The following is a 22,112-nucleotide window of genomic DNA, read 5'->3' on the forward strand; positions in this document are numbered from 1 at the left end:
TTTCACTTTTTTCATTCCAAAGGAAAAAACGCCATGAAAATATGACAAAATGGCAAACCCGCCAGGCCCTGTATTTATTGGGCTTGACGGGTATTTTATACTTATTTTCTTGCAAAAGTCAGGATATAGACAAAAAAATAAAGAGGAAATCACATTTTTTTGTTGATTTCCTCAAGTTTATTTTCATTTATCCATTTTTTTGTCATGTACATAGTGACGAAAAGTTATTTTTCTCGTTTTCTTTTTTCCATCTCGTTCTTAAATAGATGCCTGATAAAGAATTGTCCCAGCCATCCTTGCCCAAAACCGGTTTGTTTCACAGGTGTGTTTTTCTTTCCAAGTCCTACCCATAAGCGCGCATCCAAAAGGGATCTGTTCTTTATAATAAATGTTTCCTGAAGAGGTGAGGAAAGTGTTGCAAGAATACAATCCACTTCTCCTCCATTGATTGCATTGACCAGCATATCATCCGCACGATTTTGTGCAGATACTTTTGCCATACCTATAATCTGTGTACCCCCATAATGGCGTTGAAGATAATTATACATCTCCTGTCCTTCTTCTTCTGATTCCACCAAAAGATAGACTCTTTTATGATTCTTGTGGAGATATCTCATAAACATTTTTAAGAAAACTTGACCTTCTGTTTCCTGTAAAAACTTACGGTCTGTAATATCTGCCGCCTCAAGGATCGTCTTATCTCCAGCCAAAACCAGATCAAACTTACTGACAGCTTCTTTGACTGACGGCATGTCATCGACCTGCATCAATCCTTCCACTGTTGCGGTCTCAATTACACTGACCGGCTCTGTTTCCAGGTAAGACATTGCTTTTTTCATTGCTTCTTTTGCTGAACATTGATCTATATCTACATCTAAAACTCTAATCTTACTGTCCATATTTTCACCTGCATAAATTACTTCCAGTTTTTCGATTATAGCAAATGGATATTCTCTTTTCAACCTTTATGTCCAAATGTTCACACTTGTTAATATTTTTGTCATTTTTTCCCTGTCTCTTTTTTCTTTTTTGTCATCAATCCGCCAATTTTCCCTGTTTCTTTTGAAGAAAGTGATTTCCACCCTTCTTCCATGACTTTATCCAACAATCCCAATTCTTCTGCTATCTCATATTTTAATTTTTCATCTTGCGTCAGCTCATCAAGTCGAATACTTTTCTTCTTTTCTTCCATATCCATGCATACCCCTTTCATTTTTCATAAGTATTGACCTGTTTTCTTTAGAATATACTGGAAGGAAGTCCAAACTTTTACCAAAAAGAAAACGTCTCTCCTCAGAAAGACGTTTTCCATCCCTTAATAATTGGCCGGTTCATCCGGAATGATAATTGCCGCAATAAAATATGCCAGAATTCCTGTTCCTGTACATGCAAAAAGTACCAATGCCAGTCGGATTAATGTGGGATCTATATTAAAATATTCTGCAATTCCTCCACATACTCCACAGATCATTCTGTTTTTTCTTGAACGGTATAACTTTTTAGGTTCCATACTCATATCCTCCTTTATTCTTCATGATGCATTTCTTCAAATTCAACAGTAACGTTTCCAACACCACATTCAATCTGCATCTCCTTATTTGCTCCGTTATCAATCCGTTTTTCTACTGACAGACCAGAATAACTGTTTTCACCGCAAATAATTTCTCCAATGCCACATTCAATATCATAATTAAATTCATGTTCTTCCCCCTCTGCAGTGTACTGAATCTCACCAACACCGCATTCAATCTCCATATCTAGATCCGCACTTCCTCTGGCAGTCAGAGAACCAGTATCACAATTAAGATCAACCTTCGCAGCTGAAAAATGATCAATCTCTGCCTCACCGGCACCAACATCTACCGAAAAACTTTCTGCGCATACATCTTCCACATATAATGTTCCCGCGCCAATATCCAGAGAGACTTCACCCAGTTTTGCTTCTTTTGGGAGATAGATTCGAATTGTGCCAATTCCAATATGATTGATATGTGTCAGATTCTTTTTTGTACTTAGTTTTAGTTCATTATTCTCCATATAACATCGAAAGCCCAATTTTTCACTGATTCCGTCTGTCTCTACGATTATATCTTCACTGTCCGATGTCAGGACCTCTACTTCACCTGCAAATATCTCTGCATTTATTTTTCTTACTTCATGGAAAGATTGATGAATGTCTTCCGCAATATATTCTCCTGCATCTTCTGATTCATCATCCCAATGAATCACTCCAAACCCAATTCCATTCGGGAATCTACTATGCAATGCCTCTGTCGTAACTCCAAGCCCCCATGCCGCCACGCAACATGCCAGACCTATCCCGGCAGTCACTCCGCACACGATCCAGAATATCTTCCAGCCACGTCTCATCGTTACGCCACCACCCTTCTATGAAATGGTTTTCTGCAAAGCCATACAATTCCTCTACAGATTCCTGGGAACACAATAATACAAAGTCTGACACTTGCCACTGTTGCTATCACTCCAAGAACAGACAGAATCAATCCTGTTCCAATAAGAGCAAGGCCAATCGCTAATTCCGGAATAAGATTAATGATTCCCACACAGAAGACAGATACTCCTGCAATCACAACTGCAATAGAGGCAATAACAAGTGCTACAAATACTGCAAATAACACAACTACACATCCAATAATCAATGCTGCTATTCCCAACGCAACGGGGATAATAACTGGACCCGCCATAAGAATGATTGCAATAATTAATATAATTTTTAATATTTTGCTGGTTCTCGGCGGACGTTGTTCTTCATAGCTTTGATAGCCGCCACGATACTCCTCTTGAGATTCTTTATGACTCTCACGTTCTGTCGGCATATTCTTCTGCTCATATCTTGCATCCGTATATCCATTTTCAGTATACTCGCCGGCATCCTGGAAATCTCCTCTCAAATCGGCTTTGATATTGGCTGCGACAGTTGCCGGTTCTCCCAGTTCCTCAATAACCTGTTGTTCATTCTCTTCTCCGGCATCATCAAAATAGTCATTATAATACTGCATCGCTTCTTTTCGTTCCTCCACAGGTACATCCTGTAATAATGAAGCTAATTCTGTCATAAACTCTATGCGATTCATGCAGTTACACCTCCCTCAAACAATTCATTGATTTTTCCAGAATAATTTTTCCATTCTGTCCGATACAAATTCAACTGCACCATTCCTTTTTCTGTCACTTTATAGTATCGCCTGTTCCGGCCATCAAACTGCCGGTCATATACTTCCAGACATTCATCCTTCTGCAGTCTTCTCAGCACCGGATATAAAGTTGACTCCGATACTTCGATCGTCTTTCTTACATCCTGAGTAATCTTATACCCATAAGTTCCTTCCTTCTCTCTCGAAACAACCGCCAAAACGATTGCATCCAGGAGAGCAGCTCCGGTGTTAAATACCATATTCTCACTCCTTTGCTGGAATTTATAATATTATTTATAAATACAATATTATTTTTATGCCTATATTATATGCTGTATAATATAGTTTGTCAACACATATTGTGTGGAAAGTGTTAAAAAAGCAGGATAAAATTCTCATGCGAAATTTTATCCTGCTTTTTTTATGGATTCTTAGCGAAAGACATCTGAAACCATCTGCCCAGCTCCACTCCTCACCGTACTCTCTCTACACTTCCTCCTACACAACGATTTCCTTCTTCATCGTAAAGGAATAGATGATCTTCTCTTTCACTTTTTTTTGCGTCATCTGCTCCAATGCTTTTGCATAATAATCGAGCTGCGCATGGTATTTCTCAGCCAGTTCGTCTGGACTGCAGATCTTATCTGTCTTGTAATCCAATACAACAAGACCATCATCTTCTTCAAAATACGCATCAATAATCCCCTGAACAAGGATTAACTCCCCCTCCTCCTCTTCCGGATAAATCTCTCGGGCATCTACTCCGAGGACAAAAGGCTGTTCTTTCCACAGATGCCCCAGCTCAGCGGCTTTTTTCATCCGCTGCCCCACACTGCATTCCAGAAATCCTTTTATGTCCACAGTCCGGATACATGCCGCCATATCTTGTCCCAGCTTTCCGTCTGCTACATAAGCATCCATTGCAGATTGTAACGTTAATGTATCGTAAGATTTCGACAGATCCAGAAGCTCCATCACCCGATGGTATGCCGTACCACGCGAAGCACCCGTTAACTCCTCTTTTTCCTGCAAAAATCTAGGCACAAGAGGCACGACTTCCGGTTCCTCATAAAGAAGTTCTCCTGATTCATCCAACTCTTCTCCGAGACTTTCCTTTAGATAGCTTCTCTTTTTTAATTCTGACACTGTAAATTTCAGCTTTTGCTGTCGGCTGTCCATATATGGATACTGATAACTGAACTGTTCCCGCAATATCTTATGAACATCCTCTTCATAGATTTTCTGAGTATCCCAGTTTTCCAATATGGTTCTGGTAAGTCTTCCAGCCGTTTCTTCTTCCACCTCGTTCCGTACAATATCCTCAATTGTTAAGATTCGCATCTCCATTGGAACATCTGATCCCAGACGCTGCATAGCAGGAAGAATCCAATCCCAATAAGTTACTGCTTTACTTAATCTTTCGAATGACAACGTATCTTCTTTCTGCTCAGTCACTATCTTATACCCTGCCATTTTCTTTTCCAGATTCGAGATAGTTCCCGTAAGAATCAATTTTTCCTTTGCTCGAGTAAGTGCCACATACAAGACCCTTAATTCTTCTCCCAGACTGTCTAAGGCTTCTTCTTTCTGTATTACTTTTTTTATGATACTCGGGCTTTTGGTTCTTGCCGCAAGATCAACAGCATCCAGTCCCACCCCCATCTTGGCATGGAGTGACACGCTGCTTCGTGCATCCTGCATATTAAATTTCTTTCCTAAGCCAGCTACAAACACGACAGGGAATTCCAGTCCTTTGCTTTTGTGGATGGTCATTACACGGACGGTATCTGACTGCTCATCCTCAATACTTGCCTCTCCATAATCCACATCATATTTTTGAAGCTGCTCAATATAACGGACAAAATGAAACAATCCTTTATAGCTAGTGGCTTCAAAAGCTCTTGCTTTCTCAACCAGCATCTCCAGATTCGCCCTTCTTTGTTCTCCTCCGGGCATTGATGATACATAATCACCATAACCAGTCTCTTCGAGAATCTTCCACAAAAGTTCATGCATAGGTGTATACGGCAGAATAGACCTGAATTCATCCATCTTCTTCAGACATTTTTCAAGTTTTCCTCGAATCACAGAATCTTTTCCCTCAGCACAATAAGATGTAACTGCCTGATGAAAGGAACCATCTCTATATACGCTCTTGATAGATGCCAATTCCATTTCAGTCAGTTCACCGAAAGGAGATCTTAACACTGCTGCCAGAGGAATATCCTGTCTTCGATTATCCAAAACTCTCAGATAATCCAACAGAACACCTATTTCCTGCGTTGCAAAATACCCTTCTCGCGTACCTGCATATGTCGGGATTCCTTGTCGATTCAAAACTTCTGTAAATACATCTGCAAACCCTTTCACACTGCGGGTCAAAATTACAATATCCGAATATCGTACCGGACGAAACTCACCGGTTTTTTTGTCGATCACCTGATGGCTGGCCAACAGTTCTCGAATTCTGCCCGCAATTGCCCGCGCCTCTAATTCTCTCTCTGTTATCCTGGTAACCTCTTTTAACTCGACGTCTGCTCCTTGCCATGATTCCAGATCACTGTCAATCACCAGGACTTCTGTCTTCAGATTCTTACCTTCTTTATAGTCCGCTCCCGCATATAAAGCTGCCTGATCATCATAGGTAATTCCTCCCAGATTACGTACCATAATCTGTCTGAATATAAAATTCACACTGTCCAACACCTCGCGCCTGCTTCGAAAGTTTTTATGAAGATCAACACGCTGAGTCCGACTATCTTCCATACTATAAGTATGAAATTTCTCCATAAAAAGTTCTGGTCTGGACAAACGAAAGCGATAGATGCTCTGCTTCACATCACCTACCATAAATATATTGTAATGTCCCTGAGACACCTTAGAGATGCTGGTCAGTATCGTCTCCTGAATAAAGTTACTGTCTTGATACTCATCAATCATAATCTCAAGAAATTGTTGCTGATATTCTCTGGCAGCTGCTGATGGCAACAAACCATGTTCTGTCTTCTCCGTCAGAATCTGTAGAGCATACTGCTCCATATCCGAGAAATCAATCATATTTTTCGCCCGTTTTTTCTCCTCAAATCGCTCTGCGAATATCTGCACCAATTCCGCAAGTTCCTCCATCGCCGGGCGGCAAAGCTGAATATCCTCCAGGACATCCCTTACATCCTGATAGAAATACTGTCCTTCCAGGTCTTTTACAATCTTTTTTACTTCTTCTCGGATAGATTTTACTTGTTCTATTTTATCTTCTGATACCATCTTGTCTTTGTTGACCGCCAATCGCACCCACTTTACTTCCGAAAATACCTGTGTCATTTTCTCAAATGTGTCAGCAGAGCGCAATTTCTCAATGACCTGACTGTCATTCAAAAGAGTCGTCTCATATACCGCTGGTCCATCTGCAGTCTGGCAAATTGCGATTCCCTGCTCCAATAATTTCATAGCTTCTTCCAGATAGCTTCTTGTATTCTTCATTGCGAAACAAATATAATCACATTCTTCCAGTTCCTGAAGATCTTCTATCTGATAAGCTTTTACACATTTTTCTATCCACTCTTTGGCATCTGGATAACTTCTGGAAAATTCATAAATCTTCAAGATCAGCTCTTCTATCTTCTTATCACTTTTGCCTCCTCCATATGCCAAAGAAAAATCCAAAAATCTCTGATTTCCTTGCTGATATTTTTCTTCCAGAATCTCTTTTACAACATCCTGACGAAGTAATTTCAGCTCTCCTTCTTCTCCAATGCGAAATCCAGGATCCAGATTAATCACATGAAAATGATCTCGGATCACAGACAGACAAAAGCTGTGTATCGTAGTAATATGAGCATTGTGAATCAAAGTTGCCTGTTGCTTTAGATGTTCATTCTCTGGAAATTCATCCAGTTTTTTTTCTATCGCATTTCTAATTCTTTCTTTCATCTCAGCTGCTGCCGCTTCCGTAAATGTTACGATCAACAGTTGATCAACATCTATCGGATTCACATCTGCTGTCAGCATCGTAATAATGCGTTCTACCAAAACCGCTGTTTTACCAGAGCCAGCCGCTGCTGAGACAAGGATATTCCGATTTCTCAGATCAATCACTTTTTGCTGTTCTTCCGTCCATGTCACGCCCATGATCTATTCCTCTCCTTCCCACTCTTTTGTCTCTGCTTTCATCGCAGCAATTGCTTCTTCCTGAGTCATTTTCCCTATCTCACGATATGCATATCCTTGTATCTTCGTATCAAAACCACAGACATGCTTATATTTACAGTAATCACAGCCCGTCTCCTGACCTCTGCGATAAGGCGACACATCCGTGTTGCCTTCCAGTATCTGTCTCTTTGTCTTTTCTATCTTCTGGACAGCATGATGCATCATAATCTGAAATTCTTCCTCAGATACCGCTTTGGAACTTTTCGCAAGGCTCCCATTCTTGTTATATTTTACCGGAACAGCAAGCGATTCTCCATTTTTCTTACGATCCAGATGCTCTAACGTATCGCCACTTAGGTTTATCATGCCATCTGGTTTTAATTCTTTCAAAAGTGCATCTTCGATTTCTTCTTTCTTCTGCTTTTCTACCAATGGATCCTGAATCCGATAATAGAACACACCCGATGGGATTACTTCTTTTCCCGGATGCTTTTGGGTTTCCATCTTTACAGCGGCATCCATATAGACCATCAATTGTAGCTGAAGGCCATGATACAACGATACGATATCAAAAGCCTGACTTCCGGTCTTATAGTCCACTACTTTCACATAGACTTTCTCTTGATCCTCGCAGGTATCTATCCGGTCAATTTTTCCATTGGCAAATCGGAACTCATAAGCGGACGGCCGAAAATCTCCGGCCTCCAATTGCTTTGTCAATGCCCATATCGTTCGTTCCAGCATTCGTTTTATACGGACAATCATATATTCATCTCTGGAAGAACTATAGAGAACAGAATTCCCGTAATCAGTAATTGCTTCTTCCACACTTTCTTCTATATAATACTTCTGTTCATCTTCTGATAAACATACCCAGTCCTTATGTCCTCTCTCCACTTTTTGTGAATACTTCTCCAACGCACTATGACATATATTTCCGAGATCTACTGCCTGAAACTCATACTGCTGTCGTTCCCGTAAGTTCAAACCATATGTAAGAAAATGTGCAAATGCACAGGCCGAGAACCGCTCCATTCTTGTAATACTTGTCTCAAAATTCTCCCCATACAGTCTTTTTGCAACTTCTTCCGTCAATCCATCCATCGGACGCTGATAATATCCAGCATTCAATAAGCTTTCTACCTTCTCGTGCCACTTTGGATTTCTCCTATACCAAGAATACAATTCTTTCCAGGTATCATCCATGCCATTTCCTGTTCCCTGCATTCCCCGGATGATACAATCCAGCCCCATTTTTTCTGTAAACTCTCGCTGTTTTAACTCTTTTTCTTCTTCATCCTGAAGCTTCATAAGAGGAAATATTCTACGCAATTCCTGTATCAGATAAGAAGGGCGGATACTTTTCCCATCGGAAGATACTTTACTATAATAGACTTCCAATTTATCAGAGGGTTTCGTCAGGTTCATATATAGATAAAACTTCTGAATATAAGCTTTTTCTTTTCCTCCAGGCGATAATGCCAACTTCTCTCGTTGAAAACTCTCTCGATCACGTTCAGATAATAACCCTGTCTGCAACAATGCACCCGGGAGCTGCGTATCATTTGCCCCCAGGAAAAATAATGCTTTGATATCTTTTAACCTGGTACGCTCCACATCACCGGCTACAACCTGATCTATACTCGGAGGAATCACCCCTACTCTTGCTTCCTCCAGACCGGCATCCAGCAATTCACAGTATTCCTTCAAACTTACTGGCTCATCCCCCAGCAATTCCACAAACTTATCAAAGAGCTCCACTACTATCCGATATACCTGTGCATATTCTTTTGCCAAAGCCAGCTCTCCCATCGCCTGAAATTCTTCTTCTTGCTTTTTTAGGCGCAGCTGCAGTTCTTCACGGACCATGAACTCATACACCGCCAAGGTAATATCCTTTACCGTTTTCTTTCGTTGCTTTAACACAAACATTAATGCATCTGTCTTCTCCACCAAAAGGACGCGAAAATGATTCATACGTTCCAGTTCTTCTTCCGTCATACCTTTCAGACGACGTACCCATTTTTCCTGCCACTTCTTATACCCTTTGATTCCCAGGCCAATCACATAGTTCTCTAATTCATCAATCTCATCACAGGTAAATCCTGCCAGATTCGTGCGCAAGAACCGAAAAACACTTTCGTAGGAGAAATTCTGTTCCGCCATATTCAAAAGGCTTCGAATATACTCCACAAAAGAATTCAAAAGGATACTTCTCTTATGATCCATAAATACCGGTATCTCATACAGTTCAAACGCCCGCTCCAGATAATCCCCGTACACATCCATATTGCTTACGATGACTCCAATATCTCGGTAACGATATCCCTTTCGTCTGACCAGCGCCCGGATATCTCCTGCCAGAGCAAGTGCTTCTTCTTTCGGATTTCTTGCAACATGAATTCCTATCGAATCCTGTTCTTTTCTAAATGTATCTTTCCCATAACGGAACAAGTTCCGTTCCAAAAACGCAAGAGCATCATTTTCACGGAAACGATAAGCCGGCTTTTCATACTTACAGATTGGTTCTTCAATCGGAATTTTCTCCTCTTGAGCTAACTGAATCATCGTAGTAACCGTATGTTTACTCAGTGCAAACAACTGATATGGGTGCTGATAGACATATGGATTTTCACGGTCATCCATCGTAACTGTCACTATCACTTTACGGCAATGCCTGAGCAGTTCCAATATCAAACGATTCTGTACCGGTGTAAATCCCGTGAATCCATCTAACACGATCATACTATTCTTTAATATATCTGATCTGCAGATTACCTTACTCAGAGCATCTAAAAGTTCCTCTTTGGTAATGTATTTTTTCTCCAGATATTCTGAGAATCCACGATATAGAATCTGGATATCTTTTAACTTATAATAAAGTCTCGACTGCTCACCTGCCGTCTCCATTACCCGTTCCAGCTCTTCTTCGCCAATGTCATATTGTGTAAACTCTGAGATAACAGACTTTACTTCACTGATATATCCCAGTTTTTTCATATTACCTCTTAGAACGCATAATTCATTCTCGTAATCTCCCGCAATCTTTCGCAGAATTAGATTCTTTCCCTCATCATCCAATACCGGAAGGGGCTCTCCACCTGTCTCCTCAAACACTCGATATGCAAGACGTCCAAAACTCAGGACATCAATATTCATAATTCCATGACATGGATGCATCGTCACCAGATCCTTCTGTGTCTGCATAGTAAACTGCTCCGGCACCAGAACAATGTAATTTCGTTCCGGATATCTCCGGGCTTCTTCAATAACGTACTGATATAAATCATGTGATTTTCCAGAGCCAGAAGGCCCAAATACAAATTGCAAAGACATCCTTGTCCCTCCCTGAATTGCTATTGTGCTTATTATATCACACTTGTATCAGTGATGCACGGCAATAGAAAAGGCCTGCCGGACAGATGCCAGACAGACCCTACTATCTTCATATATTCTATATTATAAACTTCTTAATTTTTCCGCGAATTCATTACTTAATGTAATCTTTGCTACATAGAATACATCTCCAGTCATATAGACATTCCAGTCATCTTCGATCTCAACCTGAAGATCTCCGCCTGGCATATGAACAATCACTTTATTGTTCGTCATGCCCAGCTTATATGCAACTCCCGCTGCCGCGCAGGCACCTGTTCCTGATGCCAGTGTATAACCGGCGCCTCTTTCATAGATTTCAATAGAGACATGTTCTTTATCAACAACTTTCATAATCTGCGTATTCACACGATTTGGAAAATATCTTGCAATCTCAGCGTAATCTCCGATCTTGCAAACCAACGGCTTAGATATCTCACGCATTGGAATGACACAATGTGGATTTCCGATGGAGACACAAGTGACTGGATATAATGTTCTTCCAAATACCATATCTTCATTGATTACTTCTCGACGCTCCCCTGTAACTGGGATATCATCACTCCAAAAAGATAATTTTCCCATTGACACACGCAGACGGCTGCCGTCTTCATTCAGGAAAGTCACCTCCACTGGTCCATTGCCTGTGTAGAGTTTGAAGTTTTTCTTCTGCACATAACTTGCATCTTTCAGATATTTTGCAAAAATACGAACACCATTACCACTGGTCTCAGATTCACTTCCGTCTGGATTCCATACCTTTACATACATGCCATCTTCTTTTAAGATTGGTCCCTCCAGGACACCGTCAGAGCCCAGTCCCGCATTACGGTCACAAATCATCTTTACATTTTCCGGTGTCAATTCCAATTCATTTTTATTTGGATCAAATACAACATAATCATTTCCCAACCCATGATAACGTTCCAATACAACTTTCATAACATACCTCCATCTTTTTTTACGGGAGTTTTCCCCAAGTCGTTCTAAGGACATCATATCAGGCATTTTTTCCCTTTTCAACGTAATTAGTGCTTATTATATTGCAAATAATGCTCTCTTCATATATGATAATGAAAGAGGTGATTTTCATGGGACAATATATAAAAAAAGGATACCTGAACAGTGAATTCAGACTATTCCACCTGACTGATCAAGAAACTCGTGAAGTAAAATACCATTATCATGATTTTGATAAGATTACCATCTTTATCAAAGGACACGTTATTTATACGATTGAAGGAAAATCTTATGAATTGTCTCCTTATGACATTGTTCTGGTCCGACACAATGACATACATCGTCTGGTTGTAGATAATTCCCAGATCTATGAACGAATCATTGTCTATATCTCACCAAATTTTATGAACGCATACAAAACAGATTCTTATGATTTAAGTTATTGCTTTCAAAAAGCAGAAGAAGAGCATTCCAATGTATTAAGAATTCCTTCCTTAAAAAACAGTTCTTTATTCCAGTCAATCACACGATTAGAAAAATCTTTTTCCGATGACGGATACGCTTCCGATCTTTATCGCCAAGTCCTCTTTCTGGAGTTTATGATACATCTGAACCGTGCTGCAAGAAAAAATCGTCTGGAATTCATTGATACAGATAACTGTAATACCAAAATTCTGGACATCCTGCAATATATTAACGAAAATCTAAACCATGATCTGAACATCGATATCCTTTCAGATCATTTTTACATCAGTAAATACTATATGATGAGACTATTCAAGCAGGAAACCGGTTACACTCTTGGACACTATATTTCCCAAAAACGGCTCCTGCTTGCAAAAGAATTAATACTAACCGGTGTGTCAGGCACACAGGCTTGCTTTGATTGTGGCTTTAAAGATTATTCTACATTTTCCAGAGCTTACAAGAAGTTCTTCCATGAATCGCCACGCGAGACCGGGACTTTACTTTGAAGTTCTAACTTTATCATAGATTTCTACCGGTACAAAGGCTCTTACAAATATTCCATCATCCCGGTAATCTTCTTGCTGTAATTCACCGTATTTACGGATCAACTGAATCTTCCCTGCCTCCTGGTAGGAATACAGATTCTCAATTGCAACTTTCTGTTCACGCAGAACTGCCTCGATTGTTTGAAGCAGTTCTGAAATTCCATCTTTCATCTTTGCAGATATCTTTACGGTATAATCTGCATGAAAATCTCGAATGATCTGTTGATTTCCAGCTTTATCCATCTTATTAAATATGGTGATAACTGGTTTGTCAGTAACCTCCAGATTCTTAAGCGTCTCATATACAATAAACATCTGTTCATCCATCTGCGGATTCGCCATATCAACCACATGCAGAATCAGATCTGCATATTTAGCCTCTTCCAGTGTACTGCGAAATGCTTCAATCAGATGATGAGGAAGCTTTCGGATAAAACCGACGGTATCTGTCAAAAGAATCTCCTGCCCACTTGGCAATTTCAATCCACGGGTCGTTGGATCCAAAGTAGCGAACAGCTTATCCTCAGCCAGAATACCTGCTCCTGTCAATGAATTCAGTAGTGTAGACTTTCCTGCATTCGTATATCCTACAATAGCAGCGACCGGAATTCGATTCCGGTTCCTCTGTTCTCGTGTAACCTCCCTATGACGTTTTACATCTTTCAATTCTCTGTTCAACTGGGCGATCCTACTCTTTATCAGTCTTCGATCCATCTCCAGTTTCTTCTCTCCTGGTCCTCTGGTGCCAATTCCTCCTCCAAGACGAGACATCGCTGTTCCGAAACCAGTCAATCTAGATTGACGATACTTTAATTGTGCCAGTTCTACCTGAATCTTACCTTCACTGGTAGATGCTCTGGAAGCAAAAATATCCAGAATCACCAGCGTACGATCCATTACTTTCGTATCCAACTCATCCTGAAGATTTTTCATCTGTGCCGGCGAAAGTTCATCATCACAAATAATACCTGTTGCGTCCAACTCCCACAACAGGTCTTTTAACTCTTCAATCTTTCCTTTTCCGATATACGTTCCCGGATGCATCTGCTCTCTGTTCTGAATTACTGTTCCAACAGTTTCTGCCCCTGCAGTTGCTGCCAGCTCCTTTAATTCATCCAGTGATTTCTGCGTGTCATCCTGATCCGACAGACTGACTCCTACTAAGATTACCCGCTCGGTTACTTTATCTAATTCAATCATCTTCTCTTTCCTTACCGTGTCTCCAGAAATTCCAGTTCTTTCTGCGCATTCTGATCGTCAGGATAATCATTCAGATATTCCTTCAGCTTCACTTTTGCACTTTCCCAGTCCTCTGCCTGTTCATATGCAACAATTACATTATACTGCATCTCCTGCTTCAGTTCCTCGCTGATATCTTCCTGACCAAGACCGAGACGGAAATAATTAATTGCTGAATCCGGATCTTCTAATTTCAGTTCACAGATTCCAATAAAATTATAAATCGTTCCTGTCTTCTGCGCATTGTTTTCCAGTGCACTTTCAAAAGCATCGCGTGCTCCTTCAAAATCCTCTTGTTCCCATTTGGCAATCCCGATTCCTCTGTAGGCATCCCCCACATTCACCTCTTTTTCAATTGCCTCTTCAAATTGTTCTATCGCCTCTTCATACTGCCCATTTTCCAGATATTCTATTCCTTCTTCCGAAGGATTTTTCCCGCATCCGCTGAGACACACTCCCAAAAGTAAAACGGACAGTACTACCCTTATACGCTTCATACTTCCTCCTATACGTTATATCTTGCTACCCACGCAGCATTTAAAATAGCAGCAAACATTACTCCAACTTCTGCCAATATTGCTTCCCACATACCAAAATAGCCAATAATGGCAAGAATCAAAATCAATCCCTTAACAACCAATGCAAAAGTAATATTCTGGTTTACTACTCTTAATGTCTCTCTGGATATCTTAATTGCATCTATAATTCTTGGAAGTTCATCTTCCATCAATACGATATCAGCTGCCTCAATCGCTGCCGCCGAACCTAACGCTCCCATGGCAATTCCCACATCCGCTCTCGCAAGAACTGGCGCGTCATTGATTCCATCACCTACACATACCAGCCTCTCGGTTCCATCCTGAATACGCAGGAAATCTTCTACCTGCTCCAGCTTATCTTCCGGCATCAAGTCTGCATATGCATAATCCATCTCCAATTCTTTTGCCACTTGTATACTTCCGCTCTTCGTATCGCCAGTCAACATGACCAATACCGCCTTACATTTTTCCTTCAAATATTTAAGTGTATCCACGGCATCTTCTTTTATAGTATCCGCAATAACAATGTATCCCGCATATTTCTTTCCGACAGCTACATAGATAACAGTTCCCGGCTGACTGACATCATCACAAAGTATCTGCTGCTTCTCCATCAGCCTGTTATTTCCAACATAGACGCGCTCTCCTTCGAATGTCGCATTGACACCATATCCTGGTATCTCTCGCATTCTATATACTTTATTCTCTGCTATCTCTTTCCCATAGGCTTCCCTCAGTGACTGTGCAATCGGATGATTAGAGTGGCACTCAACATGTGCGGCGATCCTAAGGAGTTCCTCGTTCGGCATTCCAATTGCCTTGACTTCCTTCACCTGAAAGACACCTTCCGTCAGGGTCCCTGTCTTATCAAAAATAAATGTATCAGCCTTTGCCAGATCTTCCAGGAAATTACCGCCCTTCATTACAATTCCATGGCGTGCAGCCGTTACGATTCCTCCAAGAAATGCAATTGGTACTGACAATACCAATCCACAGGGACAGGCAATCACCAGGAAAATCAATCCGCGGTAAATCCAAGTATCCCAATTTCCATAAGAAAATGTCAGTGACGGATATATCATGACCGCAAAAGCTCCCAACAACATAAGCGGTGTGTAAATTCTGGAGAATCTGGTGATGAAAGTCTCACTCTCTGCCTTTTTATTCTGCGCATCCTCCACCATCTCCATGATTCTGGATACGGTAGAATCCACATATAATTCTAAAACTTTTGCTTCAATCACACCATTCAGATTAATACATCCACTATAAATCTTATCCCCCGGCCATGCAGATTGAGGAATTGCTTCTCCCGTAATTGCCTTCGTATCAATACTCGTAGTGCCTGATGTTATCACAGCATCTACCGGAATACGCTCTCCCGGCTTAATCACAATAATATGTCCCGGCTTCAATGCGGACGGATCTACCTTGAATTCTCTTCCATGAACCTTTCTTGTTGCATATTCTGGACGGATATTAATCAACTCTTCAATATTTTTTTTCGCTCTGTCTCTTGAAAAAGCTTCAAAAATCATTCCCAATTCAAACAAAAGAATTACAAGTACACCTTCTACATACCTTCCAATTCCCAAAGCTCCAATTGTGGCCAAGATTATTAACGTATATTCTGACAGGAACTTTTTCTGCAGCAGATTTTGTTCCAGTTTCTTAAAAGCATCAAACCCTATGATCAGATACGCAATAAGAAACCATATAAATTTTACTCTGTCAGTTAACGTCAGATGTATGGTAGCTTCAATCGCACTCACATACACCAACACCCCTACACTATAAATGATACATCTTTTTTTCAACTTCTCCGTCATATGATATTCCCTTTAATCACTATATGAAAACTACTCCATAATATGTTCCATTCCTTGACTGATAATTGTCTGGATATGATCATCTGCCAGCGAATAATATACGGTCTTTCCTTCTCTGCGGTTCTTCACTAACTTCATCTGTTTCAATATTCGAAGCTGATGGGATATAGCTGACTGCGTCATGCCTAACACCTCGGCAAGATCACAGACACACATCTCAGCCTCCAATAACACACACAAAATCTTAATTCTTGTCGAATCAGCAAATACCTTATAAAAATCTGCCAGTTCTTTTAACAGATCTTCTTCCGGCATCTTGTTCTTCACCATGTAAACTGTATCCGTATGAACACATGTAACTTCGCAACACTCAGCTTCCGTTCTCTTCATACATTCCTTCCTTTCAAAAAATCAGAAACCTTATCAATTAATTATGCCAAATGGCCTCTTCAAATTCAACCATTTGGCATAAAATGAAATTAAAATTAATAATTTTGTAACTATTGTATATCTATTTGATTCGTTCTTTTTGAGTATACAGCACACGAATCGAATTCATCACGCACAACATGGCAACTCCCGTATCCGCAAACACAGCCATCCACATGTTCGCATATCCCATAATTCCTAATATCATAATCAGGAACTTAATAATCAAAGCAAAAGCGACATTCTGCATTGCAATTTTACCAGTTTGTCTGGCAATTTTTACTGCTTCAGGAATTGCATTCATTGATGAAGTCATGAAAACGACATCTGCTGCTTCAATTGCTGCATCTGCGCCATTTCCCATAGCTGCTCCTACATCTGCCCCCGCAAGAACTGGAGCATCATTAATCCCGTCACCTACAAACATAACAGAACCATATTGTTCACGAATCTTCTGTAAATGTTCCAGCTTCTCTTGAGGCAGGAGCTGAGCATGCACTTCATCAATTCCTGTCTTCTTGGCCACAGCTATCGCATTATCCTTCGCATCTCCTGTCAACATTGCTGTCACCAAATTCTGAGACTTCATCCGACTCACAGCATCAGTCGCTTCCTCTTTAATCACATCGGCAACAACCAGATAGCCTGCTAATTTGCCGTCTACGGCGAGCAACACTTCCGTTCCATATATTCCTGCTTCATAATCATTGGTATCTATACCATATAATTCCAACAATCCGCGATTACCGCAAAGCACTGTTCCTTCCGGGAATACTGCACGGATTCCCTTCCCTGATATCTCCTCTGCTTCCAATGGTCTGACAAGCCCCAGTCCTTTTTCTTTCGCTGCTGCCACTATACTGGTTCCAATTGGATGTGTAGAATTCAGCTCACAATCGGCTGCCATCGTCAATATCTGCTTTTCCGTTAATCTTCCCAATGACTCTACTCGCTGAACCACAAAATTTCCCTTGGTAATGGTTCCCGTCTTATCCATGACTACAGCTTTTATATCTTTCAGCGCTTCAATCGCAATTCCGCCTTTAAATAAGATTCCCTGTCTGGATCCAGCCCCAATACCCGAGAAAAAGGCCAGCGGCACACTCAGTACCAATGCACACGGGCAACTGATGACCAGGAATGTAATTGCCGTATAGATCCAGTAATTCCAGTTACCAGTAATCAAGGAAGGAATCACAGCCGTCAATATCGCTGCAAAAACAACAACTGGCGTATAGATTCGGGCGAACCTTGTAATAAAGCGATCAATCTTTGGCTTGCTTGCCGCAGCATTTTCTACCGAATCCAGAATACGTGTCACCATAGATTCACCTAACGGCTTTTGAACTTCCAGCTTCAACACGCCCAGATCATTGACACATCCAGAATATATCTCTTTCCCAGGAAATACACTGACAGGTACCGGTTCTCCAGTAACCGGTGAAGTATCGATCTGACTACGTCCTTCAATAACTTTTCCATCCAAAGGAATACGATCCCCCGGACGAATCAGAATAATATCTCCAACTTTTGCATCCTGTGCCGGAATACTCCTCACTTCGTCTCCCTTGACCAGATTCACGACTTCAGGCCTAAGATCTACCGCCTCCATTATCTGAGACCGACTACGGCTTACTGCAATCTCTTCGAACACTTCTCCCACACGATAGAACAACATAACTCCTACAGCTTCCGCAAAATCTCCGATTGCAAATGCCGCCAGTGTTGCCACACTCATCAGGAAATTCTCATCAAACACGTGTCCTTTTGCCAGATTCCTAACTGCTGTCCAGACAATTTCCAGTCCAAGAATCACATATGCAGCCACAAATACAATACTTACAATCCATGAACCCGGAAGCATATGACTTGCAATTTGACCTGCAATGAACAAAACTGCACCCACGGTAATAGCCAGAATATCCTTCTTATTCTCTTCCAAAGGATTCTCTTTCTTCTTATTCACACTTCGTTCTTCTCTTGGTGTTACGATTACTGCTTCTTCTATCGAAGCACAGATTCTCCTGAATTCTGGCAACAACTTTTCCTGATTATCTGCTGCCACAATCAATTGTTTTGTTGAAAATGTAATCGTTGCCATCTCAACACCTGGAAGCTCACGAATCTGTCGTTCCATCTTAGCTGCACAATTGGCACATCCAAGATTCTCTAAAATATAAACTCTTTTTTCTACCCCTTCCGGCATTGACGGTATCCTTTGCTCTTCTATCTCATGATGGTGGTGCTCATGTCCACAACCACATTCTTCTTCGTGATGATGGTCGTGATGGTGGTGATGCTCACAGCTACATTCTTCCTCATGATGATGCTCGTGCCCACAACTACATTCTTCTTCGTGATGCTGCTCATGTCCGCAACCGCATTCACATACCGTTTCCTTTCTTCTCTCCCGATTCTCCATATCTATATCCTCCTGGCTGGTTAAATCTTTTCATATGAACAATTATTCATATGTTCATATTTAAATATAATCACATTCTGATACTTTTGTCAATATATTTATGCAGAAACGAGATTAACTTTGCGAATTTCATTGCTAGAACAAAGAGTTCTGCGAGCGTAGGGTTTTTACTCTATGGAAACGAAGTTTCCTATAGAATAAAAAACAGAAGCAGGTATATTCCCGCTTCTGTTTTTATTTCCCCATTATTTTACTTTTTTCTTCTTTGCAAGCTTTGCCATCAATTCATTCTCTCCATCAAAGATTCTGGATATACGGAATCTCTTTTGAATAGAGTATGTATCTTCTGAAAACACTTCCGCAAATAATGCTTTTGGATCAGCAACTTCTTTCATTCCTTTTCTCTCGATAGCATCAGTTACGACTGAAACCGTCCCGTTAAATACAATAGAACTTCCTTTTACCGTAGCATTGTCTACTTCAAGCACTTTATAGAAAATGAATTCATTACCGGCTCTTGAACTATAAGTTGGATAATAGATGTACACATCATCATCAACCAGGAAAATACGATAGGTTGAATTAATATAAACATCGTAGATCAAAGACAGCGTGATAATAAAAACTGCAAATATACAGATTGTAAATATCGGAATGCTGTGCACAAATGAATTAGATATAACCCCCGCTACAATAATTGCGACAACGCTCACCCCAAGAACTGTCATCAGGTAACCTCTGCGAACATCCAAAATTGTCTTCGTTTGTTTTAATTCCATATGAAGCCCTCCATTTCGTTTTTGTTCTCACTACCTCTTTTATTATACTCTTTTATCTAATATAAAATCAAGATATTGTAGGAATTTCTACCATCTTGACTGACTTTCTCTGCTATTTTCTACCGCACAGGAGATTGCCTCATTAAATGTCGGATGCGCACGCATTGCATACATTAACTGTGCAGATGTTAATCCATTCGCAATTGCCGTTGCCAATTCTCCAATCATATCCGTTGCACGCTGACACATAAGCTGCGCTCCCAGGAGCACATCACTATCGGCTGCAAATAATACCTTAATGAATCCCTGCTCTTCTTTTGAAATAATGGACTGTCCATTGACATTCATGACGTATTTTCCACAGCGAAGCGGTATCCCCTTCTTTCTTGCCTCTTCTTCAGTAATACCTACAGAAGCAATCTCAGGGTCTGTATACAGACAACTCGGAACAATGGAAATAGACGTGAACAGACAGCTTGGAACCATCTCCACAATCACAGAAGGCTCCACATTATTCATGCGTTCTACTACGTATGTCGCTTGTGCAGAGGCAACATGTGCCAGTTGAATTCCACCAATCACATCTCCGATCGCATAAATTCCAGGGAGATTCGTCATATAGAAATCATCTACAACGATTCTGCCATTTTCTAATTTTATCGGAACATCTGAATCAAATAATCCTGTTGTATTGGCAACTCTGCCCACAGAAACCAGCACCGCATCCACACAAGTCTTTTGATTTTCCCCCTGACATACATAACGGCATTCCAGTCCTTTGTCATCCTTTGTAATTTTTTCCAATATACTTTTCTTACAAATATGTATTCCACGATTTGTAAGAATCTCTTCTAATGCATCTGAAAATTCCTGATCCATATTCGGAAGAAGGCGGTCAGACACCTCAACAATCGTCACCTTACCACCTAGTGCATTGAATACTGTTGCCAATTCAATTCCTATAACTCCACCGCCAAGAATCAACAATCTGCCATAGCTGCTTTCTTCTGATGTCAATAATTCTTCACTTGTCATAACTCCAGGCAGATCCATTCCTGGAATGTCTATCATCCGTGCTTTCGCTCCCGTTGCAATCAAAATATTTTTTCCAATATAATATTCTGTTCTCTGGTCAGATGTTGTTACCCGCACTCTGCGATCACTTTGAATAACAGCAGTTCCCTTTACGGATTCAATACCAAGTGCATCAAATTCTTTCTGCAATTCTTCTCGCATTCTGGCTGATGATAATTCCTTATATTCATATATCTTCTGCAGATCAAATCCAACTTTCTCTGCAGTAAGTCCGAATTTCTCACACTCTGTCATCTCACGATACAGTGTCGCCGCATGAATCAAAGCCTTTGTAGGAATACATCCACGGTTAATACAAGTACCGCCAATCTCTCCCTTATCTATGATAACAACCGACATCCCTAGTTTTGCCGCTTTCTTTGCCGCTATATATCCTCCCGGACCTGCTCCAATAATTACAAGATCATATTGTTTTCCCATCGTATCCCTCCTGGTATCTCTACCCTTCTATTCAATCTGCCAGTCAATCGGTTCGATTCCATGTTCTTCAAGAAATGAGTTCGTCTGGCTAAAAGGTTTGCTGCCAAAAAAACCTCTGTATGCAGATAACGGACTTGGATGAGGCGCTTTCAGGATTAAATGATTTGGATTCGTAAGCATCTTCTCTTTTTTCTGAGCGGGTGCTCCCCATAGAATAAACACGATCGGTCGATCCTGATTATTTAACGCCATAATTGCCGCATCTGTAAATTCCTCCCAACCAATCCCGCGATGGGAATTAGCCTGATGTGCACGCACGGTAAGGACTGTATTCAACATCAAAACACCTTGTTCGGCCCATTTCGTCAAACATCCATGATTTGGAATCGTACAACCAAGATCATCATGCAATTCCTGATAGATATTAACCAGAGATGGAGGTATATCTACACCTTTCTTTACAGAAAAGCAAAGTCCATGCGCCTGCCCATCATTGTGATATGGATCTTGTCCCAGAATCACAACTTTTACCTTATGTAATGGTGTCAGATGAAACGCATTAAAGATATCATCTGCCGGCGGAAAGATTTTTCTCGTCTTATACTCCTGATTTACCGTTTCAAATAATTTTCTATAATAGGGCTTTTTAAACTCTCCCTGAAGAGCCTCCAGCCAATCATTATTAATCGCAGCCATAACATTCACCTC

Annotated in this window: 18 protein-coding genes; 1 reads left to right on the top strand and 17 read right to left on the bottom strand. The window is 40.7% G+C overall.

The genetic code is table 11. The features are described from left to right. Positions 1-224: 224 nt before the first annotated feature. The 9 genes from JQM81_RS11760 to dapF form a co-directional block, all read right to left on the bottom strand. Positions 225-899, bottom strand: a complete 675-nt coding sequence (locus JQM81_RS11760) for a WecB/TagA/CpsF family glycosyltransferase (protein ID WP_235233880.1) — start codon at positions 897-899, stop codon at positions 225-227. A 101-nt stretch (positions 900-1,000) separates the two neighbouring features. After that, positions 1,001-1,192 carry a small, acid-soluble spore protein, alpha/beta type gene (locus JQM81_RS11765; protein ID WP_235233922.1) on the bottom strand — a complete coding sequence of 64 codons (192 nt, stop codon included), beginning with the start codon at positions 1,190-1,192 and terminating at the stop codon, positions 1,001-1,003. 123 nt (positions 1,193-1,315) lie between these two features. Continuing rightward, positions 1,316-1,510 carry a PspC domain-containing protein gene (locus JQM81_RS11770; RefSeq protein WP_235233881.1) on the bottom strand — a complete coding sequence of 65 codons (195 nt, stop codon included), beginning with the start codon at positions 1,508-1,510 and terminating at the stop codon, positions 1,316-1,318. 14 nt (positions 1,511-1,524) lie between these two features. Then, positions 1,525-2,370 carry a DUF4097 family beta strand repeat-containing protein gene (locus JQM81_RS11775; protein ID WP_235233883.1) on the bottom strand — a complete coding sequence of 282 codons (846 nt, stop codon included), beginning with the start codon at positions 2,368-2,370 and terminating at the stop codon, positions 1,525-1,527. Positions 2,371-2,372: 2 nt separating this feature from the next. Beyond that, entirely contained in the window at positions 2,373-3,095 is a 723-nt protein-coding gene (locus JQM81_RS11780) for a DUF1700 domain-containing protein (RefSeq protein ID WP_235233884.1), read from the bottom strand. Further along, positions 3,092-3,415 (bottom strand): PadR family transcriptional regulator, encoded by a 324-nt coding sequence (locus JQM81_RS11785; protein WP_235233885.1) that lies wholly within the window; start codon positions 3,413-3,415, stop codon positions 3,092-3,094. Before JQM81_RS11785 ends, JQM81_RS11780 begins: the two co-directional genes overlap by 4 nt. Positions 3,416-3,653: 238 nt before the next feature. Beyond that, complete coding sequence (addA, locus tag JQM81_RS11790) at positions 3,654-7,283, bottom strand: helicase-exonuclease AddAB subunit AddA (protein WP_235233886.1); 3,630 nt, start codon at positions 7,281-7,283, stop codon at positions 3,654-3,656. Positions 7,284-7,286: 3 nt separating this feature from the next. Continuing rightward, positions 7,287-10,640, bottom strand: a complete 3,354-nt coding sequence (gene addB / locus JQM81_RS11795; protein WP_235233887.1) for a helicase-exonuclease AddAB subunit AddB — start codon at positions 10,638-10,640, stop codon at positions 7,287-7,289. Positions 10,641-10,763: 123 nt separating this feature from the next. Next, on the bottom strand, positions 10,764-11,621 hold the full coding sequence (dapF, locus tag JQM81_RS11800) for a diaminopimelate epimerase (protein WP_235233888.1): 858 nt from the start codon (positions 11,619-11,621) through the stop codon (positions 10,764-10,766). A 149-nt stretch (positions 11,622-11,770) separates the two neighbouring features. Between dapF and JQM81_RS11805 the strand changes: the two genes are divergently transcribed. Continuing rightward, on the top strand, positions 11,771-12,613 hold the full coding sequence (locus JQM81_RS11805; RefSeq protein WP_235233889.1) for a helix-turn-helix domain-containing protein: 843 nt from the start codon (positions 11,771-11,773) through the stop codon (positions 12,611-12,613). Here JQM81_RS11805 and hflX read toward each other — a convergent pair. The 8 genes from hflX to JQM81_RS11845 all read right to left on the bottom strand — a co-directional run bounded on the left by hflX (position 12,605) and on the right by JQM81_RS11845 (position 22,100). Next, positions 12,605-13,852: a GTPase HflX gene (gene hflX, locus JQM81_RS11810; RefSeq protein ID WP_235233890.1), complete on the bottom strand. Its 1,248-nt coding sequence runs from the start codon at positions 13,850-13,852 to the stop codon at positions 12,605-12,607. The two genes, JQM81_RS11805 and hflX, sit on opposite strands and share 9 nt — an antisense overlap. Before the next feature lie 11 nt (positions 13,853-13,863). After that, entirely contained in the window at positions 13,864-14,388 is a 525-nt protein-coding gene (locus JQM81_RS11815) for a tetratricopeptide repeat protein (RefSeq protein WP_235233894.1), read from the bottom strand. An 8-nt stretch (positions 14,389-14,396) separates the two neighbouring features. Continuing rightward, a complete protein-coding gene (locus JQM81_RS11820; RefSeq protein ID WP_235233895.1) occupies positions 14,397-16,259 on the bottom strand; it encodes a heavy metal translocating P-type ATPase in 1,863 nt (620 codons plus the stop codon). A gap of 30 nt (positions 16,260-16,289) precedes the next feature. Then, positions 16,290-16,649, bottom strand: a complete 360-nt coding sequence (locus JQM81_RS11825) for an ArsR/SmtB family transcription factor (RefSeq protein ID WP_235233896.1) — start codon at positions 16,647-16,649, stop codon at positions 16,290-16,292. 121 nt (positions 16,650-16,770) lie between these two features. Then, positions 16,771-19,110 carry a heavy metal translocating P-type ATPase gene (locus tag JQM81_RS11830; protein ID WP_235233897.1) on the bottom strand — a complete coding sequence of 780 codons (2,340 nt, stop codon included), beginning with the start codon at positions 19,108-19,110 and terminating at the stop codon, positions 16,771-16,773. Between the two features lie 245 nt (positions 19,111-19,355). Next, the gene (locus tag JQM81_RS11835) at positions 19,356-19,889 is read right to left on the bottom strand and encodes a hypothetical protein (RefSeq protein ID WP_235233899.1); all 534 of its coding nucleotides are present in this window, start codon (positions 19,887-19,889) and stop codon (positions 19,356-19,358) included. A gap of 87 nt (positions 19,890-19,976) precedes the next feature. After that, positions 19,977-21,404, bottom strand: a complete 1,428-nt coding sequence (gene lpdA / locus JQM81_RS11840; protein ID WP_235233901.1) for a dihydrolipoyl dehydrogenase — start codon at positions 21,402-21,404, stop codon at positions 19,977-19,979. A gap of 27 nt (positions 21,405-21,431) precedes the next feature. Beyond that, entirely contained in the window at positions 21,432-22,100 is a 669-nt protein-coding gene (locus JQM81_RS11845; protein ID WP_235233903.1) for a uracil-DNA glycosylase, read from the bottom strand. Between the last annotated feature and the right edge of the window lie 12 nt (positions 22,101-22,112).

Origin of the sequence: Faecalicatena contorta, from assembly GCF_021531895.1 — a bacterium.
In the GTDB taxonomy this organism is placed as follows: Bacteria; Bacillota; Clostridia; order Lachnospirales; family Lachnospiraceae; genus JAFBIX01.

Excerpts from the sequence above, each read along its gene's own strand:
- JQM81_RS11760 (WP_235233880.1), bottom strand. The coding sequence starts at position 899 with ATGGACAGTAAGATTAGAGTTTTAGATGTAGATATAGATCAATGTTCA.
- JQM81_RS11765 (WP_235233922.1), bottom strand. The coding sequence starts at position 1,192 with ATGGAAGAAAAGAAGAAAAGTATTCGACTTGATGAGCTGACGCAAGAT.
- JQM81_RS11770 (WP_235233881.1), bottom strand. The coding sequence starts at position 1,510 with ATGGAACCTAAAAAGTTATACCGTTCAAGAAAAAACAGAATGATCTGT.
- JQM81_RS11775 (WP_235233883.1), bottom strand. The coding sequence starts at position 2,370 with ATGAGACGTGGCTGGAAGATATTCTGGATCGTGTGCGGAGTGACTGCC.
- JQM81_RS11780 (WP_235233884.1), bottom strand. The coding sequence starts at position 3,095 with ATGAATCGCATAGAGTTTATGACAGAATTAGCTTCATTATTACAGGAT.
- JQM81_RS11785 (WP_235233885.1), bottom strand. The coding sequence starts at position 3,415 with ATGGTATTTAACACCGGAGCTGCTCTCCTGGATGCAATCGTTTTGGCG.
- addA (WP_235233886.1), bottom strand. The coding sequence starts at position 7,283 with ATGGGCGTGACATGGACGGAAGAACAGCAAAAAGTGATTGATCTGAGA.
- addB (WP_235233887.1), bottom strand. The coding sequence starts at position 10,640 with ATGTCTTTGCAATTTGTATTTGGGCCTTCTGGCTCTGGAAAATCACAT.
- dapF (WP_235233888.1), bottom strand. The coding sequence starts at position 11,621 with ATGAAAGTTGTATTGGAACGTTATCATGGGTTGGGAAATGATTATGTT.
- JQM81_RS11805 (WP_235233889.1), top strand. The coding sequence starts at position 11,771 with ATGGGACAATATATAAAAAAAGGATACCTGAACAGTGAATTCAGACTA.
- hflX (WP_235233890.1), bottom strand. The coding sequence starts at position 13,852 with ATGATTGAATTAGATAAAGTAACCGAGCGGGTAATCTTAGTAGGAGTC.
- JQM81_RS11815 (WP_235233894.1), bottom strand. The coding sequence starts at position 14,388 with ATGAAGCGTATAAGGGTAGTACTGTCCGTTTTACTTTTGGGAGTGTGT.
- JQM81_RS11820 (WP_235233895.1), bottom strand. The coding sequence starts at position 16,259 with ATGACGGAGAAGTTGAAAAAAAGATGTATCATTTATAGTGTAGGGGTG.
- JQM81_RS11825 (WP_235233896.1), bottom strand. The coding sequence starts at position 16,649 with ATGAAGAGAACGGAAGCTGAGTGTTGCGAAGTTACATGTGTTCATACG.
- JQM81_RS11830 (WP_235233897.1), bottom strand. The coding sequence starts at position 19,110 with ATGGAGAATCGGGAGAGAAGAAAGGAAACGGTATGTGAATGCGGTTGC.
- JQM81_RS11835 (WP_235233899.1), bottom strand. The coding sequence starts at position 19,889 with ATGGAATTAAAACAAACGAAGACAATTTTGGATGTTCGCAGAGGTTAC.
- lpdA (WP_235233901.1), bottom strand. The coding sequence starts at position 21,404 with ATGGGAAAACAATATGATCTTGTAATTATTGGAGCAGGTCCGGGAGGA.
- JQM81_RS11845 (WP_235233903.1), bottom strand. The coding sequence starts at position 22,100 with ATGGCTGCGATTAATAATGATTGGCTGGAGGCTCTTCAGGGAGAGTTT.